Genomic DNA, 16,613 nt, shown 5'->3' with positions numbered 1-16,613 from the left:
AAGACTAATTGATGATGCCTTAGTGCGATGTTTTTTATTGTATCCATTTTACAGAGTGCGCTGTTGCGTAATCCGTGTCTTGACTGCCTCTCCTTTAAGAGTGTGAGCAGGATTGATTGGTGCAGTTGTTTACGTGACGCTGCCTTTTTATTGGTAGGTTGCAGCATGCATGATATTACCGCATTACAAGAGGAAGCATTTAGTGCTATCGGAAATGCTCAGGAAATCAGTCAATTGGAAGCAATTCGAGTTGATTTTCTAGGGAAAAAAGGCCGGTTAACTGAAATACTTAAAGGCCTGGCTCATTTACCAGCTGCAGACAAACCTAAAGTAGGCCAGCTTGTTAATGAGGCAAAGCGAGAAATCAGTGCTTGCATTGAGAAAAAGCTATCACAATTAAAAGAAGCGTTATTGCAAGAGAGGCTTACAGCAGAACGTATAGATGTTTCTTTGCCAGGACGGAATAACAAAACAGGAACAATCCATCCTGTTACGCAGGTGAAACAATTCATCAATGACTATTTTAGCCGATTGGGGTTCGATATTGTTGAAGGTCCCGAGGTTGAAACTGAATTTTATAATTTTGAAGCATTGAATATTCCAGGACATCATCCTGCGCGTGCTATGCATGATACCTTTTATTTTGGCGATGATCGGTTGCTGCGTACGCATACATCGCCTGTGCAAGTACGTATTATGGAAACTAAAACACCTCCGCTGCGTTTGATTGCACCGGGTCGAGTTTACCGTTGTGATTCTGATTTAACCCATACTCCTATGTTCCATCAGGTAGAAGGACTGCTCATTGATGAGCAAGCTACCTTGGCAGGATTAAAGGGATTGTTACAGGATTTTTTTGCTTATTTCTTCGGCCGCACTTTAAGCATTCGATTTCGACCATCTTATTTCCCTTTTACAGAACCTTCTGCGGAAGTGGACATTGAGTGCACTCAATGTGCAGGTAAAGGGTGTCGTTCCTGCAAGTTCACAGGATGGTTGGAAGTGCTTGGCTGTGGCATGGTTCATCCTAATGTACTCAAAGCAGTAAGGATTTCCCCTGAAGTGTATCAAGGTTGGGCATTTGGCATGGGAATTGACCGACTTGCCATGCTTTATTTTGGTATTGATGACTTGCGCATGATGTTTGAGAATGATATGGCGTTTTTAAAGCAGTTCTAGTTAGGAATTTCAATGAAAATAAGCGAATTATGGTTACGTGAATGGGTTAATCCGCCATTGACAACACAGCAATTGGCTGCGCAATTGACTATGGCTGGATTGGAAGTTGACTCCGTTAACCCCGTTGCGGGTCAGTTTAGCCACGTTGTGGTGGCTGAAGTGATAAATACCATGCCGCATCCTCAGGCTGATAAATTGACTATTTGTGAGATAAATGCTGGTGATGGAACCACGTATACGGTCGTTTGTGGTGCCTCGAATGTTCGAGCCAACTTAAAAGTGGCATTTGCCCGTTTGGGCGCCCAGCTGCCTGACGGTCTAAAAATCAAAGAAGTAAAACTTCGTGGGCAATTATCGCAAGGAATGTTGTGTTCAGGTCGTGAGCTTGGTCTGGAAGAGCATTCCGAAGGTATTCTTGAGCTTGCTGATGATGCACCAGTTGGTACTGATTTACGACAGTATATGGCTTTAGATGATCAGGTATTGGATATTGATTTAACGCCAAATCGTGCTGATTGTTTTAGTGTCTTAGGTATTGCAAGAGAAGTTGCTGCATTAAATAAATTATCTTTAAATAAGCCGCATCTTATACGCAACACACCACAAACCGATGCGTCTTTAGTGGTTCATTTGCACGCCACAGAAGCTTGTCCTCAATACTGCGGGCGAATCATTCAGGCAATTAATCCGGATGCAATGACTCCATTATGGATGCAAGAGCGTTTACAGCGTGGAGGAGTTCGCCCCTTGCATCCAGTCGTGGATGTTACCAATTACGTCATGCTTGAACTCGGGCAACCCATGCATGCTTTTGATTTACAAGCCATTGAGGATGAGATTCATGTGCGCTATGCCCATGATGGAGAAACAATAAAATTACTGAATGGCCAAACCGTAACCTTAGCTGACAATGTTTTAGTAGTTGCTGATAGCGGCAAGCCATTGGCTATGGCGGGTATCATGGGAGGAGAGGCAAGTTCTGTACAAACTAATACTACGGATATTTTTCTGGAAAGTGCTTTTTTCAATCCAGTCTCTATTGCAGGTGTTGCGCGCCAGTATGGTTTGACCAGTGACTCTTCACAACGTTTTGAACGTGGCGTTGATCCTGCATTGCAAGTGCTTGCCATGGAGCGGGCTACTGAATTATTGCAAGCCATTGTCGGCGGGAAAGCTGGTCCTATCACAATGACCAATCATCCTACACAATTGCCAGAGTTGCACAAAGTACTCTTTAATCCAACTAAAGTGAAACAATTAAGCGGGCTAGATATTCCGGCCATTGAGATGGAGCAGATATTATGCCGGCTGGGAATGTCGGTGATTCAGCAACAAGAGGGCTGGCATGTTGAAGTGCCTTCTCACCGCTTTGATATTGCTCTTGAAGTTGATTTGGTAGAGGAAATTATTCGCTTGTATGGTTATGAAAATATGGAAGTTCAGCCGATGTTGACTGCAGCGAAAGCAGGTAATATAAATCCATATGAACACCTGTCAACACAAATTGCAAAATTTTTGAGCCATCGTGGCTATCATGAAACCATTAGCTATAGCTTTGTTGATCCTGAGCTGCAACAAGCCATTTACCCACAATCGGAAACCTTGCAGTTATTAAATCCCATTTCTCAGGAACTGTCGCAAATGAGAGTTGGAATGTGGCCAGGATTGATTGCTTCAATGATTTATAATTATCATCGTCAACAGACTGCTATAAAACTTTTTGAGACAGGTGTTGTATTTGAAATAAATCATGGAGTGCTGGTAGAGCGTTCATGCACCGCAGGATTGTTAATGGGGGCTCACGGAAATTTAAATTGGAGTGAGACGACAAAACTATTTGATTTTTATGATTTAAAAGGGGATTTGCAGGCATTGTTTGCTGCTTTTAATATGGAAGACGTTCATTTTACCGCGTCTGTTCATCCGGCACTTCACCCAGGAAAATCTGCCCGTATTGTGGTTGGCAAACAAGAATCAGGCTGGATTGGAGTGTTACATCCTCGTCTCGTGGATGCTCTGGATTTTAATGGTGAAGTGATATTGTTTGAGTTATCATTGTCCTCTTTTCTCGAAAATCAGCCAGTCCGTTACCAGCCTATTTCCAAGTATCCACAAATCCGCAGAGATTTGTCTTTACTTGTTAATGAAGAAATTAATGCTATACAAATAGAAGCGGCTGTACGTGAAGTTGTAGCGTCTGAATGGTTAAAGGCATTTGATGTATTTGATGTATATACTGGGGATTCTATTCCTTCAGGTAAAAAAAGTCTTGCTATAGCCTTGACCTTGCAAGATGATAACCGCACACTGGTTGATTCTGAGATTAATATAATAATCAGTGCTATAATAGAAAAGCTAAAGAATGAATTTGCAATTACATTGAGGGACTAATCGTGAATGCATTAAGTAAAGCGGCTATAGCGGAAGCTTTATGTAGTGAAATTGGACTGGCCAAACCAGATGCAAAGGAAATTGTCGAACTCTTTTTTGAAGAGATGCGGTCTGCACTTGAAAATGGCCAACATGTAAAATTATCAGGATTTGGTAATTTTATATTACGTGACAAGCCAAAACGTCCGGGTAGAAACCCTAAAACAGGCGAAGAAATTCCTGTAGAAGCTAGGCGTGTGGTTACTTTCAAGCCAGGCCTTAAATTAAAAACAAAAGTTGAAGCACAGGGCGAAGCTATTGCCAAAGAATAATTGATTTGTATGAGGTAGAGAGCATTGTCTTATTATGCGAAACATATTTTTATTTGTACAAATCAAAAAGCTCCTGGCAAGACATGCTGCGCTAATTCGGGCGGCGAGCCATTTTTCGATTATTTAAAAAAAGAGCTTAAACGGCTTGATCTGCATGGTTCGGGTAAGATCAGGGTCAGCAAATCTGGCTGTTTGGGGCGTTGTGATCTTGGGCCCTGCTTGGTCGTTTATCCCGAAGGGATATGGTATAGTTATCGGTCATTTTCTGATCTTGATGAAATTATTCAACATCATTTACTTCATGGGCAGGTTGTTGATCGGCTTTTAATCGATTAATTTAAAAAGGTACTTGTAGGTTATGCAAGTTTTGGTTAAAATCGCCCGTCCAAGATTAAAGATTACCATTTAAGGCGGTACGGAGTTAATTTAATGAAGACATTCAGCGCCAAGCCACATGAAGTCAAGCGTGACTGGTATGTGGTTGATGCCAGCAATAAAATATTAGGTCGTCTTGCAAGTGAGATCGCCCATCGTTTACGTGGAAAACATAAACCAGAATATACTCCTCATGTAGATACAGGGGATTATATCATTGTAACTAATGCAGAAAAGGTAACGGTAACAGGGCGAAAGTTTAAAAATAAGATGTATTATAACCATACTGGTTTTCCAGGTGGTATTAAATCAATCTCTTTTGATAAGCTGCAAGAAAAAAACCCGGTTCGTATTATAGAGCGTGCAGTGAAGGGCATGCTCCCTAAGAATCCATTAGGTCGGGAAATGTATCGTAAACTTAAAATATACGTCGGTACGGAACATCCTCACACAGCACAGCAACCTAAGAAACTTGAAATTGAGGAATAAGTATTATGGCTGAAATACAGCAATACTATGGGACCGGTCGTAGAAAAAGCTCATCAGCTCGAGTTTTTTTACGTCCAGGTAAAGGCGACATCAAAATCAATAATCGCAGATTAGAAGATTATTTTGGTCGTGAAACAGCGTGTATGATTGTTCGGCAACCTCTGGAGACAGTAGACGTTCTCAACAAGTTTGATATTTATGCAACGGTTGAAGGTGGTGGAATTTCCGGGCAAGCAGGCGCTATTCGTTTGGGTATCGCCAGAGCTTTAGTGGAATATGATGAGCATGATATGCCAGAGCAGGTTGAGCCCAGCCATGATTCCTTTCGAAGGAAATTACGCGCCCGAGGATTGTTAACCCGTGATCCAAGACGCGTGGAAAGGAAGAAAGTGGGTCTGCATAAAGCAAGACGCGCAACTCAGTATTCAAAACGTTAAATTATTCCCATCAGCCTCGCCATATGCGGGGCTTTTTTTATCTCAGATATCACAGAGATTTTTTCAACCAACTATCAGCCGTTTCCAAAGTATCAATTCTTTGATATAAATGAATTTATCTTTTTGCATGTCAGGATGATTTGCCGTGAGTCATGAACCCGATCCGAGCTTAAATCCCGAAACGGTCCCAGATGAATCAATCGATGAGCAACGTCGCCGTTTTTTGCTGATGACGACTGGGGTTTTGGGTGGGATCGGCACCTTGTGTGCATTAACACCTTTTATTACTTCTTGGATGCCTAGCGCAAAAGCAAGGGCAGCTGGTGCTCCTGTGGAAGTTGATTTAAGTAAATTGGAGCCAGGCCAGCAAGTGACAGTTGAATGGCGGGGTAAGCCTGTATGGATTATCCGACGAACTCCAGAAATGCTTCAGCATCTTAATGAGATAGAAGGGCGTTTACGCGATCCTAATTCATTAGTGGAGCAACAGCCTGAATACGCACAAAATAAATATCGCTCTATTAAACCCGAATACCTGATATTAGTAGGTATTTGCACTCATCTTGGGTGTTCACCTAAATATAAACCCTATGAAAAAGAGTTGGGGCCAGAATGGCCAGGCGGATTTTATTGCCCTTGCCATGGTTCAAGTTTTGACCTCGCCGGTCGGGTATTTAAAGGGGTTCCTGCCCCCATTAATTTGGAAGTTCCTCCTTACCGATTTGTCAAAGAACATGTGATTGTAATCGGGGAAGATGAGAAATAAGGATTGATGATGAATGGATTGCTGAATTGGATAAATGCTCGTTTTCCTTTGGTCAGTACTTGGAAAAGCCACGCCAGCGAATATTACGCCCCTAAAAATTTCAATTTTTATTACTATTTTGGTTCATTGGCCATGGTGGTTTTGGTCAATCAATTATTTACAGGGTTATGGTTAACGATGTTTTATACGCCCACGGCTGCAGAAGCGTTCAGCTCTGTGGAGTACATCATGCGCGATGTTAATTTTGGCTGGCTGTTGCGCTACATGCATTCAACAGGAGCATCGGCGTTTTTTATTGTGATTTATATTCATATGTTTCGCGGTTTATTGTATGGCTCTTATCAAAAACCGCGCGAATTGGTTTGGTTGTTAGGTGTTATATTATTTGTTCTTTTGATGGCAGAGGCTTTTTTTGGTTATCTGCTTCCATGGGGGCAAATGTCTTATTGGGGAGCGCAAGTCATTACGTCTTTATTTGGTGCAATCCCTGGTATTGGTGATGCATTAACAACCTGGCTGCGAGGTGATTACAATATAGCCAATGCAACATTACAGCGGTTTTTTGCCTTGCATGTTGTAGGGGTTCCCATTTTATTTATTTGGTTGGTTTTTTTACATATTGTGGCTTTACATAAGGTTGGCTCAAATAATCCTGATGGCGTAGACATTAAAAAGCACCTTGATGCGCGAGGCAAGCCGCTCGATGGTGTTCCATTCCATCCTTATTACACAGTAAAAGACTTTTTCGGTATCATTGTTTTTTAATTGCTTTTTTGCCGTTGTATTTTTCTTTCCTGAAATGGGAGGGTATTTTCTTGAGCATGCCAATTTTTCTCCTGCCAATCCATTGACGACCCCGGAACATATTGCCCCCGTTTGGTATATGACCCCTTTTTATGCCATGTTAAGAGCGGTACCAGACAAATTTTTTGGTGTTTTGGTGATGATGGGAGCGATTTTAATATTATTTTTGTACCATGGCTGGACAAAAGTTCTGTGCGTTCGATGCGTTATAAAGGCAATTTTTCAAAAGGTGCATTATTGGGTTTGGTGCTTAGTTTTTTATTCTGGGTTATTTGGGAACTGTTGATGTTACCCCAATACGTCAAGTTCTAGCGAGGATTTGCACTATTATTTATTTTGCATATTTTTTGTTAATGCCTTTTTATAGCCATTATGAAGGGGTACGGGAAGTGCCAGAGAGAGTAACGATATGAAAAAAATACTTATTTATCTTATCGTTATGATGGGGTTCTCTTTTACGCATGCCGCTACAACGGCAATAGAAATAAAGCCAGTGACCATTGATTTGCACGATCAGGCAAGATTGCAGCGAGGGGCGAGACTATATATGAATTATTGCTCCGGATGCCATTCATTGCGCTACTTACGTTATAATCGCATGGCGGAGGACTTGGGATTAACAACCTTTGATGGAAGCGTTGATAAAGACCTTCTAACTAATAATCTTATATTTACAACCGCTAAACTATATGATCCTATTGAAATCAGTATGCCTGCAGAGGATGCGCGTCAATGGTTTGGCAAAATGCCTCCGGATTTAACGTTATCTGGGCGTGAACGTGGTGCTGCATGGCTGTATACCTATCTGAAAAGTTTTTATATTGATCATACCAGGCCATTTGGTGCCAATAACCTGTTAGTTCCTGATGTGGCCATGCCCAATATTTTGGCTCCCTTGCAAGGTGAAGTCATTGCTGAAAAAAAGAAAGTGAAGCTGGCAAGCCATATGAGGCAACACTCATTCTGATATCCAATGGTGAAATGACTCAACAACAATTTGATAGTGCCTTACAAGATCTGGTGACGTTTCTTATGTATGTTGCAGAGCCAACCCAATTGGTTCGGTATCATATGGGAGTTTTTGTAATGATTTTTTTGGGCATTTTTGCACTGATTGCCTATCAACTGAAAAAACTGTATTGGCGTGATATTCATTAGTGCGTTGTTTGTCCAGATTGCCGTGGTTGTTCGATATAGAATATTTTTTATTGAGTATTTGTCTGCATTTTCAGCACCAAATTTTAAAATATGGTAAAATAGTGACCTTTTGATGAATGACGAGGAGTTGTTGATGGCTATTATTGCAAGACGTACTATCATGTCTTTGTATTCAGACAATAATGATGCTTACAGTCACCAGGTGAGAATTGTATTGGCAGAAAAAGGGGTGAACGTGGAAATTATTGCTGCCAAGCAAGGGGTAAGTTCTCAAGATCTCATGGCAGTTAATCCTTACGGAACCGTCCCGACGCTTATTGATCGTGACTTGGTATTATACGAATCCCGCATTATTATGGAATATTTGGATGAACGTTTTCCTCACCCTCCTTTATTACCGGTTTATCCTGTTGCCCGTGCAGAAACACGCAAAATGATGCATCGCATTGAACAGGATTGGTATTCATTACTGCATCGTATTCATTCTGGCAACGACGTAGAGAATGCGCGTAACTTACTGCTTGAAAGTTTAACCAATCTGGAACCGGTATTTGCCGACAAGCCTTATTTTCTGAGCGAAGAATTTTCTTTGCTTGATTGTGTATTGGCTCCTTTACTTTGGCGCTTGCCGCAGTTGGGTATTGACGTTTCCTCCCAGAACAAGGGATTGAATACTTATATGCAACGCTTATTCAAGCGCGAATCGTTTCAGACAAGTCTAACCGATGCTGAGAGGCAGCTAAGGGCCGCATAATGACGACAATGACTTCAAGTAAACCGTATCTAATTCGGGGTATTTACGAGTGGATTGTGGATAATGATTTAACGCCTTATCTTTTGGTGAACGCTGAAGCGTCCGGCGTACAAGTGCCTCAAGAGCATGTTACTGGTGGTCGCATTGTTTTGAATATTTCACCTAAAGCCTGTCGTGGATTACATCTGGAAAATGACAGAATTTTATTTACTGCACGTTTTTCTGGGCAATCAACTCAAATTTTTTTGCCACCGGGAGCGGTGCTGGCAATTTATGCGAAAGAAAATGGCAGGGGGATGGAGTTTTCTGAAGAGGAAGATAGTCCACCACCGACTTCTCCATCGACGTCAGAGGCTGGAAAAGGAACGCGTAGCAAGCCGGCGTTAAAATTGGTTAAATAATATTGGCCAACCACTTATAGATTGAATAAACGATGAGGTGGAATAAGGAATGTCCAAAACAGCTGCGGCACTTTATTTAACTCGTGATATTCGATTGTGTGAACATAAAGCTGTCAATGACTTGGGCCTTACGGAAGAAGAGCTCATGGAGCGGGCAGGAATGGCTGCATTGAATACTCTCTTAAGCATTTATCCTAAGGTGCGCTCAATTGCTGTATTTTGCGGTGGGGGAAATAATGGTGGGGATGGGTATGTTGTGGCGCGATTAGCCCAACAAAAAGGTATTGCCGTGATTGTCTATCAATATAAGGCCATCGAAGAATTACCGCCAACCGCTCGTCATGCGGCCACATTGGCCGTTGCTGCCGGAGTTTCCTGTCAATTTTTTGATGATGCACTCGACAGTGATGTTGAATTGATCGTGGATGGCTTGTTAGGCATTGGTTTACAAGATGATGTCCGTGATCCAATTGCACACGTCATTAGTCTTATGAATGACAGTGGATTGCCAGTATTGTCACTTGACGTACCTTCTGGCTTAGATGTTAATACCGGCCGTGTTTGTGGTATCTGTGTTCAGGCGGATGTGACGGTAACCTATATCGCGCAAAAAATAGGAATGTTTACGCTGGATGGCCCGGATTATTGTGGTGAAATTGTTTGTCACGACTTGCAGATAGGCCATTGTCTGGCCGATATTACTCCGGCAGCTTATCAACTGAATGGGCAACAGCTAAAGCAGATCATAACGCCACGCCGTAAAAATTCACATAAGGGTATGTACGGCCATGTGCTTATTATTGGCGGTGGTCCAGGTATGCCAGGGGCTGTCTATCTTGCAGCTTGTGCAGCATTAAGAGTAGGGGCTGGTGCAGTGACCATAGCCACATGGCCCGAACATGCAAAGAGTGTTTTACCTCTTTTACCGGAGGCGATGATTCATGCAATTCATGACGAAGAAGAGCTTTTACCTTTATTAGCCAGAGCAACCGTATGCGTTATTGGACCGGGCCTTGGTGAAGATGAATGGGCACGGCAATTGTTTTCTGTAGCCATTGCGGCACAACTTCCTCTGGTGATTGATGCTTCAGCATTAAGATTGCTTGCCCAATCTCCTCAGCAGGATGACAATTGGATATTAACTCCACATCCAGGAGAGGCAGCTGGTTTGTTGGCCTGTTCAACCGCTGAAATTCAGGCTGACCGCTGCAAAGCAGCCCAACGGATCCAACAGAAATATGGAGGAAATGTTATTCTTAAAGGAGTAGGTACAATGGTCAATGTCGGTACACAAGAGGCATACCTTTGTACAGCAGGAAATCCGGGGATGGCCAGTGCCGGCATGGGTGATGTATTGAGTGGTGTTATAGGTGGATTGCTTGCTCAAGGTTTGCAATTGGCGGATGCTGCTCGAGTTGGTGTTTGGTTACATGCGACGGCTGGTGATGATGCAGCTGGTAAGTCAGGCGAACGAGGGTTGCTCGCCAGTGATTTAATTCCTTATATACGGCACCGAGTGAATGTTTAGGGACATTTGTTTTTTTGAACACATAAACGCACCTGATTTGTTCGAGTTCTGATTTGAATAAGCAGCAGTATAATCTGTAAAAAATATGAATCTTATAATTAATTTACCCAATGAATATGAAAGCGAACAAATCGCAACGCGCTTAGCAGCTTGTCTTCGGGCTCCATTAATACTTACATTCAGTGGCGAGATTGGCGCGGGAAAAACCACGTTAATTCGTGCACTGCTAAGAGCATTAGGAATCTACTCAGCCATTAAAAGTCCTACTTTTTCCCTCATTGAAAGTTATCAAATGTCCGATCTGCACATTCATCATTTTGACCTGTATCGTATTCAAGACGAGGCTGAGCTGGATTATCTTGGTTTTCGAGATTATTTTTCGGATAATACCATATGCCTTATTGAATGGCCTGAACGAGCTGTTTGTTACCTTGAACAGATTGATGTTGGATTTTTATTGTCGATGAGCGATGAAGGACGTACACTGAATGCAACTGCATACAGTGCTGTCGGGTTCAATATATTGACGACTCTTGCCGGTGAATGATGCGTACACGACTAATTAGAACGATATTGCTGTTTTGTTGTTGCAATACGATGTTTGCCGCAACGTTAACGTCTATTGCCATTAAGGATCAAAAAGATAAAACATCGGTAGTCTTTTCTTTGCAGGGATCGTTTTCTTATAAATTGTTTACTCTGGAGAATCCTTCTCGAGTGGTCATTGACTTTGCCCAGACTGCAACAACGATTAATTTGCAGACATTGGCGAAAAATCATCCATTAATTTCCCATGTACGCAGCGGCCATCCCGATACGCAAACGTTGCGAATTGTCTTTGATGTGAACCATTCTATTCAAATTAATAAAACTCAATCAGCAGGTTTATTGCAATTGGAGCTTTTGGAAAAGAATACTGGAGTTCACGGTGCGAGAGCCAACACACCAGTGGCTAATCCTGCAGTGGTCAAAGCGTATACCGCTAAATTGCCAGTTAAAACACGCCATACTCCCCCCAGGTCGCTTCGCGATGTTATTATTGTTCTTGATCCTGGCCATGGGGGTAAAGATCCAGGCGCCATTGGACCAAACCGGCACGTTGAGAAAGATGTTGTCTTATCCATTGCACTTAAGTTGAAAGAAATTATTAATAAAGAGCCTGGTATGCGGGCAGTTTTAACCCGTACCAGCGATTATTATGTTGGTTTACGCGAACGATTGCACATCGCTAGAAAGTATAATGCTGACGTGTTTGTGTCTATTCATGCCGATGCCTTCATCAATCAGCATTCTAATGGCGTTTCTGTATTTGCGCTATCACAAACAGGGGCTACCAGCGAGGCCGCAAGATGGCTGGCAGAAAAGGAAAACTATTCAGAGTTAGGTGGGGTTAATCTTTCAGAGCTTGATGATAAAAATAATTTGGTACGTACAGTGTTGATTGATTTGTCACAAACGGCCACGATTAGCGCCAGCCTGCAAATAGGAAGCACTGTTTTGCAACACTTGGATAAAATAACGAATCTTCACCATGAAAAAGTTGAACAAGCGCGGTTTGTGGTTTTAAAATCACCGGACATTCCTTCCATTTTAATTGAAACCGGGTTTATTTCTAACCCTCATGAAGAAAAAAATCTCACAAGTTCAGCGTATCAGGCTCGTTTGACCCAGGCGATATTTCAAGGCATTAAGCGTTATTTCTTCGCCCATCCTCCCTATGGCTCAAGGATAGAAGCATTATCCAGTGCTGGTAGACATCTTGTAAAAAAAGGTGAGACGTTGCCTGTGATTGCCAAACAATATCATACGACCGCCGCAGCACTTAAAAATTTTAATCGGCTATCAACGGAACATTTGCATCCAGGGCAAACGCTTGGCATACCCAAATCATGGTCATGAGAATTCATCAATTACCGCCCGAGGTTGCTAATCAAATTGCTGCTGGCGAAGTGATAGAGCGGCCGGCCTCCGTTGTTAAAGAATTGCTTGAAAATTCCGTAGATGCTGGTGCAAATGCCATTCATATTGAAATTGAGGCTGGAGGTTTAAATCGTATTAAGGTTAGTGATAATGGTTTTGGCATTGTTGCGGATGATTTGCTTTTGGCCGTTACTGCCCATGCAACGAGTAAGATAACGGTTCTAAATGACTTATATGCCATTTCCAGTATGGGATTTCGGGGCGAAGCATTGGCAAGTATTGCCTCTGTATCCAAGTTATCTATAAGTTCCAGGCCGGCACATCAGGAACATGCCATGCTTTTGTCTCTCCATGGCATGAACCATCGTCTGTCGCCATGTGCGAGACAACAAGGCACAACCGTAGACGTGCAAGACCTTTTTTATAACGCGCCTGTCAGAAGAAAATTTCTTAAATCTGAACACATAGAATACCAGGCCATTGATTCAGTGGTTCGACGCTTTGCCATGAGTGTGCCCGCCATGTCTCTCACATTAAGTCATAATGGTAAACCAATGCTGGTATTGCCTTCTGCGTTTTGTCAAAGAACAGAACAACTGCGCATCAGAAAGTTATTGGGGAAGGCATTCATGGAGCAAGCGATTTTCTTGGATGCTGCTCATGCTGATATGCACTTATATGGATGGATTGGTAGTCCTTCTTATCAGCGTAGCCAAAACGATAAACAATGGGTATATATTAATCGGCGGATGGTGAAAGATAAATTGATAAATCATGCCATCAAACAGGCTTATGATGGCTTATTACATCCTGGTCGCTATCCTGTTTGTTTATTGTATCTGTCCGTTGTTCCGCAGGAAGTGGATGTGAACGTTCATCCCACCAAACATGAGGTTCGTTTTCGACAACCAAGATGGGTGCATGATTTGGTTGTTTCAACATTAACCCAAGGCTTGTCGTTACCTTCAAAAAAAACAGTTAAGTCTTTTGTGCCAAAGACAAATGCTGAACCCTCCATGCAGATTCGCGAAGCCAGCGTCCCACAATACCCAGGGATGAACGCAACTTCTCAGTGTGCTGCCGCATCATCTTGGGTGGTCTTAAATGCAAGCTTTGCTTTGTTGTTTATAAAAGAAGAACCCTTTCTTGTGGATATTCAACGACTGCAACGGCATCAGTTGGCTTTTCTCTTGACGCAGGAACCATTTCCATTGGCAGAACGGCCACTCCTGGTACCAGTCTGTTATACCATCAATATACATCATCATCCAATCATTGAGCACAATCGTCGAGGGTGGGAACATTTTGGGATTCAATTTGATTTTATTGGCGAAACAACAATTATTATTCGCAGTGTGCCTAAGATAATGCCGCAATTAAATATTCAGCGATTATTGGAGCGGTTAAGTACAGAAAAATTTTCTGGACAATCCGAACAATTAGATTTATTGCTGGATTGTCAATCATTTGACGCTAGACAATTAAATGATGAGGAGCAGAATGAACTGACGGATTATTTTTTGCAGTTGATGTCACCGTCTGGCACGTCAGAATCATGGTATCGTCCTCTGGGTCTTGAGCTCTGTCGGGATATCTTGAATGGTTGAATTAGTGGTTTGTTTAATGGGGCCTACGGCATCAGGTAAAACAGCGGTGGCCTACGAATTGGTGCAGAAATTTCCCTTTGAAATCATTAGCGTTGATTCCGCGATGATTTATCGTGGCATGGATATAGGTACTGCCAAACCAAATGCTCAAATGCTCATTGAGGCTCCGCATCATTTAATTGATATTTTAGATCCACCAGAACATTATTCTGCCGCGCAGTTTTGTGAGGATGTGCATAAACTATGCAAAATGATCCATAAACGAGGGAATATTCCGCTACTGGTTGGCGGCACAATGATGTATTTTCGTGCGCTACAGCAGGGTTTGTCTACCTTGCCGCAAGCGGATGGGCAAATTCGCAAACAAATTTTACAACAGGCGGAAGAGCAAGGATGGCTTTCCTTGCATGGGCAATTGGCAAAGGCTGATCCCGATGCTGCGGCAAGAATTCATCCTAATGATTCTCAGCGTATACAACGTGCTTTAGAGGTCTATCAATTGACAGGAAAGCCATTGTCGGAATTTTTTTTAGCCGAGACAAATGCTGTTCGCCCTTTTCGATTTATTAATTTGCTTTTAATGCCTAAGCAACGCCAATGGTTGCATCAACGCATTGCCTTGCGGTTTGAACAAATGTTGTCTGAGGGATTGATTGATGAAGTAAATTTCCTTATACAACAATGGAATTTAACCGCATCTTATCCTTCCATGAGAAGTGTAGGATACCGTCAGGTGCTTTCTTTTTTGCAAGGCGAATATGATTATTCACAATTAAAAAGCAAGGGGATCGCCGCAACCAGACAACTGGCTAAACGGCAGTTAACCTGGTTGCGCCATTGGCCAGATGGCTTTATTTTTTCTGCAGAAGATCCTCCTGCTCTTGCTGGAGAAATGATGGCCATAATCGGCAAAATACTGGATAATAATTAGGATCTGTTTACATACTCTAGTACATTTTTCCAATGTGGACAGGTTGAGTGGTACAAATGGTTTGTTTTTTGTCATCCCCGCGAAGGCGGGATCCATTCTGAGCGGAGCACAGAGCCTTATTCAACATGGTTTCCTGCCTTCGTGGGAATGACAGACAACCAGTCAAAATTAAATGGAAAAGGGCACTAGAAACTTTAATGAAACTGTTAGGAGTCAATGATGTCTCAGAATCAAAAACAGCCAGCCTGTGCTGAGCGAAATTATATGGTATCCCCTAAAGAGTTGCCTTTAAGCTGCCCTACGGATGAAATGGAGTTGTGGAATGCACATCCAAAAGTTTATCTACCTATCGAAGAAACGGGTGTTGAAGTGTGTCCTTACTGTGGGGCTCGTTTTGTTTTGAAACGTGATTAATCTGAACAATAATCTAGCGCACCGCGAATACATGTTTTTTGCCAGGCTACGGAATTTTTTAATAAACTTGCCCTAACTGCAACCATAAAAATGATTAAATCTATATGCATTGTACGACTTTCTGCTTTGGGAGATGTCTTAATGCTTGTGCCGCTGATAAGGACGCTGCAAGCCAATATTCCCGATGTGTCATTAACCTGGATAATTTCCCGGCCTGCTTATGATTTGGTAGAGGGATTGGATGGTGTGGAGTTTATTGTAATACCTAAGCCCAGTAATGTTGCAGATTATTGGCGTTTTAATAAGCAAATGCGCTCTCGGCACTTTGATGTGTTATTAGCTACTCAAGCGAGTTTTCGTGCTAATTTTTTGTACCCCTTTATTCGGGCTTCGCGAAAAATTGGTTATGATGTATTACGTGCTAAAGATGGGCATCATTGGTTTGTTGGAGAAAAGATAACGCCTGGTAATGACCATACGCTTGAGGGGTTTCTAAAATTTGCTGAAGCGCTAGGTGCGCAAAAGAAAGAAATTCGTTGGGATTTGCCAATTTCTGCCTCTGATCATGACTGGGCTCGAAAGCATCTTCCACAAGCTAAAGGGCCTGTGATGCTGATTAACCCGGCAGCAAGCAAACCGGAGCGCAGTTGGTTGATTGAACACTATATTCAAATCATTCGGCACGTACAATCTCGCTGGCGTGCGCAAGTGGTATTGACAGGCGGTCCAGGAGAATATGACCGTTTATTGGCCGATGCAATCATACAAAACGTGTCTGTCATTGACTTGGTTGGCAAAACGAAGCCCAAACAATTGCTCGCACTGTTGCAGCAAGCAGATCTTGTATTATGTCCTGATACTGGGCCTTCTCACATGGCGACTGCGGTGGGAACACCGGTGATTGCTTTACATGCCGTGACCAGCGCTGACGTTTCCGGACCTTACTTATACCGCCATTTAGCGGTGGATTATTATCCGGAAGCAGTAAAAACCGTCCTGCAAAAAACGGCCAGCAGTAATCGTTGGGGCACTCATGCCCATGGAGCGGAAACCATGAGCCTCATTCCTGTTGGCGTGGTCAAGGAGCGTTTGGATTCAGTGCTCTCAGGTTTGGGTTATCAATAAAAAAGAGCAGGATCATATATACT

General features: G+C 42.6%; 20 protein-coding genes and 1 pseudogene. All 21 read left to right on the top strand.

The window, feature by feature from the left end; translation table 11 throughout:
• Window positions 1–165 precede the first annotated feature (165 nt).
• The 21 genes and pseudogenes from pheS to LOA_RS11950 all read left to right on the top strand — a co-directional run bounded on the left by pheS (window position 166) and on the right by LOA_RS11950 (window position 16,590).
• A complete protein-coding gene (gene pheS, locus LOA_RS12035; RefSeq protein WP_025386551.1) occupies window positions 166–1,179 on the top strand; it encodes a phenylalanine--tRNA ligase subunit alpha in 1,014 nt (337 codons plus the stop codon).
• Window positions 1,180–1,191: 12 nt separating this feature from the next.
• Window positions 1,192–3,570, top strand: coding sequence for a phenylalanine--tRNA ligase subunit beta (gene pheT, locus LOA_RS12030; protein ID WP_025386550.1), 2,379 nt, complete (start codon window positions 1,192–1,194; stop codon window positions 3,568–3,570).
• Window positions 3,571–3,572: 2 nt separating this feature from the next.
• Window positions 3,573–3,881 carry an integration host factor subunit alpha gene (locus LOA_RS12025; RefSeq protein ID WP_025386549.1) on the top strand — a complete coding sequence of 103 codons (309 nt, stop codon included), beginning with the start codon at window positions 3,573–3,575 and terminating at the stop codon, window positions 3,879–3,881.
• Between the two features lie 24 nt (window positions 3,882–3,905).
• Window positions 3,906–4,217, top strand: a complete 312-nt coding sequence (locus LOA_RS12020) for a (2Fe-2S) ferredoxin domain-containing protein (protein WP_025386548.1) — start codon at window positions 3,906–3,908, stop codon at window positions 4,215–4,217.
• A 93-nt stretch (window positions 4,218–4,310) separates the two neighbouring features.
• Window positions 4,311–4,745 carry a 50S ribosomal protein L13 gene (gene rplM / locus LOA_RS12015; RefSeq protein ID WP_025386547.1) on the top strand — a complete coding sequence of 145 codons (435 nt, stop codon included), beginning with the start codon at window positions 4,311–4,313 and terminating at the stop codon, window positions 4,743–4,745.
• Between the two features lie 5 nt (window positions 4,746–4,750).
• Complete coding sequence (gene rpsI / locus LOA_RS12010; protein ID WP_025386546.1) at window positions 4,751–5,182, top strand: 30S ribosomal protein S9; 432 nt, start codon at window positions 4,751–4,753, stop codon at window positions 5,180–5,182.
• 145 nt (window positions 5,183–5,327) lie between these two features.
• The gene (petA, locus tag LOA_RS12005; protein ID WP_025386545.1) at window positions 5,328–5,948 is read left to right on the top strand and encodes a ubiquinol-cytochrome c reductase iron-sulfur subunit; all 621 of its coding nucleotides are present in this window, start codon (window positions 5,328–5,330) and stop codon (window positions 5,946–5,948) included.
• Between the two features lie 6 nt (window positions 5,949–5,954).
• Window positions 5,955–6,713 carry a cytochrome b gene (locus LOA_RS16310; RefSeq protein ID WP_420795668.1) on the top strand — a complete coding sequence of 253 codons (759 nt, stop codon included), beginning with the start codon at window positions 5,955–5,957 and terminating at the stop codon, window positions 6,711–6,713.
• Between the two features lie 34 nt (window positions 6,714–6,747).
• Window positions 6,748–6,951, top strand: a pseudogene (locus LOA_RS16305) (hypothetical protein); the annotation flags it as partial.
• Window positions 6,952–6,953: 2 nt separating this feature from the next.
• A complete protein-coding gene (locus tag LOA_RS16300) occupies window positions 6,954–7,064 on the top strand; it encodes a hypothetical protein (RefSeq protein ID WP_420795667.1) in 111 nt (36 codons plus the stop codon).
• A 97-nt stretch (window positions 7,065–7,161) separates the two neighbouring features.
• A complete protein-coding gene (locus LOA_RS11995) occupies window positions 7,162–7,719 on the top strand; it encodes a cytochrome c1 (protein ID WP_238551257.1) in 558 nt (185 codons plus the stop codon).
• A 14-nt stretch (window positions 7,720–7,733) separates the two neighbouring features.
• Window positions 7,734–7,910 carry a cytochrome c1 gene (locus LOA_RS15600; RefSeq protein WP_238551256.1) on the top strand — a complete coding sequence of 59 codons (177 nt, stop codon included), beginning with the start codon at window positions 7,734–7,736 and terminating at the stop codon, window positions 7,908–7,910.
• Between the two features lie 133 nt (window positions 7,911–8,043).
• Window positions 8,044–8,664: a stringent starvation protein SspA gene (gene sspA / locus LOA_RS11990; protein WP_025386544.1), complete on the top strand. Its 621-nt coding sequence runs from the start codon at window positions 8,044–8,046 to the stop codon at window positions 8,662–8,664.
• Between the two features lie 8 nt (window positions 8,665–8,672).
• A complete protein-coding gene (locus LOA_RS11985; protein ID WP_162147866.1) occupies window positions 8,673–9,065 on the top strand; it encodes a ClpXP protease specificity-enhancing factor in 393 nt (130 codons plus the stop codon).
• Window positions 9,066–9,114: 49 nt separating this feature from the next.
• Window positions 9,115–10,593 (top strand): bifunctional ADP-dependent NAD(P)H-hydrate dehydratase/NAD(P)H-hydrate epimerase, encoded by a 1,479-nt coding sequence (locus LOA_RS11980; RefSeq protein WP_025386542.1) that lies wholly within the window; start codon window positions 9,115–9,117, stop codon window positions 10,591–10,593.
• 85 nt (window positions 10,594–10,678) lie between these two features.
• Window positions 10,679–11,140 carry a tRNA (adenosine(37)-N6)-threonylcarbamoyltransferase complex ATPase subunit type 1 TsaE gene (tsaE, locus tag LOA_RS11975; RefSeq protein ID WP_025386541.1) on the top strand — a complete coding sequence of 154 codons (462 nt, stop codon included), beginning with the start codon at window positions 10,679–10,681 and terminating at the stop codon, window positions 11,138–11,140.
• Window positions 11,140–12,492 carry an N-acetylmuramoyl-L-alanine amidase gene (locus LOA_RS11970; RefSeq protein WP_025386540.1) on the top strand — a complete coding sequence of 451 codons (1,353 nt, stop codon included), beginning with the start codon at window positions 11,140–11,142 and terminating at the stop codon, window positions 12,490–12,492. The genes tsaE and LOA_RS11970 overlap by 1 nt, the downstream gene beginning before the upstream one ends.
• Entirely contained in the window at window positions 12,489–14,120 is a 1,632-nt protein-coding gene (mutL, locus tag LOA_RS11965; RefSeq protein WP_238551255.1) for a DNA mismatch repair endonuclease MutL, read from the top strand. Before LOA_RS11970 ends, mutL begins: the two co-directional genes overlap by 4 nt.
• A complete protein-coding gene (gene miaA, locus LOA_RS11960) occupies window positions 14,113–15,051 on the top strand; it encodes a tRNA (adenosine(37)-N6)-dimethylallyltransferase MiaA (protein ID WP_025386538.1) in 939 nt (312 codons plus the stop codon). Before mutL ends, miaA begins: the two co-directional genes overlap by 8 nt.
• 219 nt (window positions 15,052–15,270) lie before the next feature.
• Entirely contained in the window at window positions 15,271–15,465 is a 195-nt protein-coding gene (locus tag LOA_RS11955) for a zinc-finger domain-containing protein (protein WP_025386537.1), read from the top strand.
• 90 nt (window positions 15,466–15,555) lie between these two features.
• Window positions 15,556–16,590 carry a glycosyltransferase family 9 protein gene (locus tag LOA_RS11950; protein ID WP_025386536.1) on the top strand — a complete coding sequence of 345 codons (1,035 nt, stop codon included), beginning with the start codon at window positions 15,556–15,558 and terminating at the stop codon, window positions 16,588–16,590.
• The last annotated feature ends 23 nt before the right edge of the window (window positions 16,591–16,613 follow it).

Origin of the sequence: Legionella oakridgensis ATCC 33761 = DSM 21215 (assembly GCF_000512355.1) — a bacterium.
Classification (GTDB): domain Bacteria; phylum Pseudomonadota; class Gammaproteobacteria; order Legionellales; family Legionellaceae; genus Legionella_A; species Legionella_A oakridgensis.
Note: the sequence above shows the minus strand (reverse complement) of the source record. Positions and strands in the feature narration are given on the sequence as shown.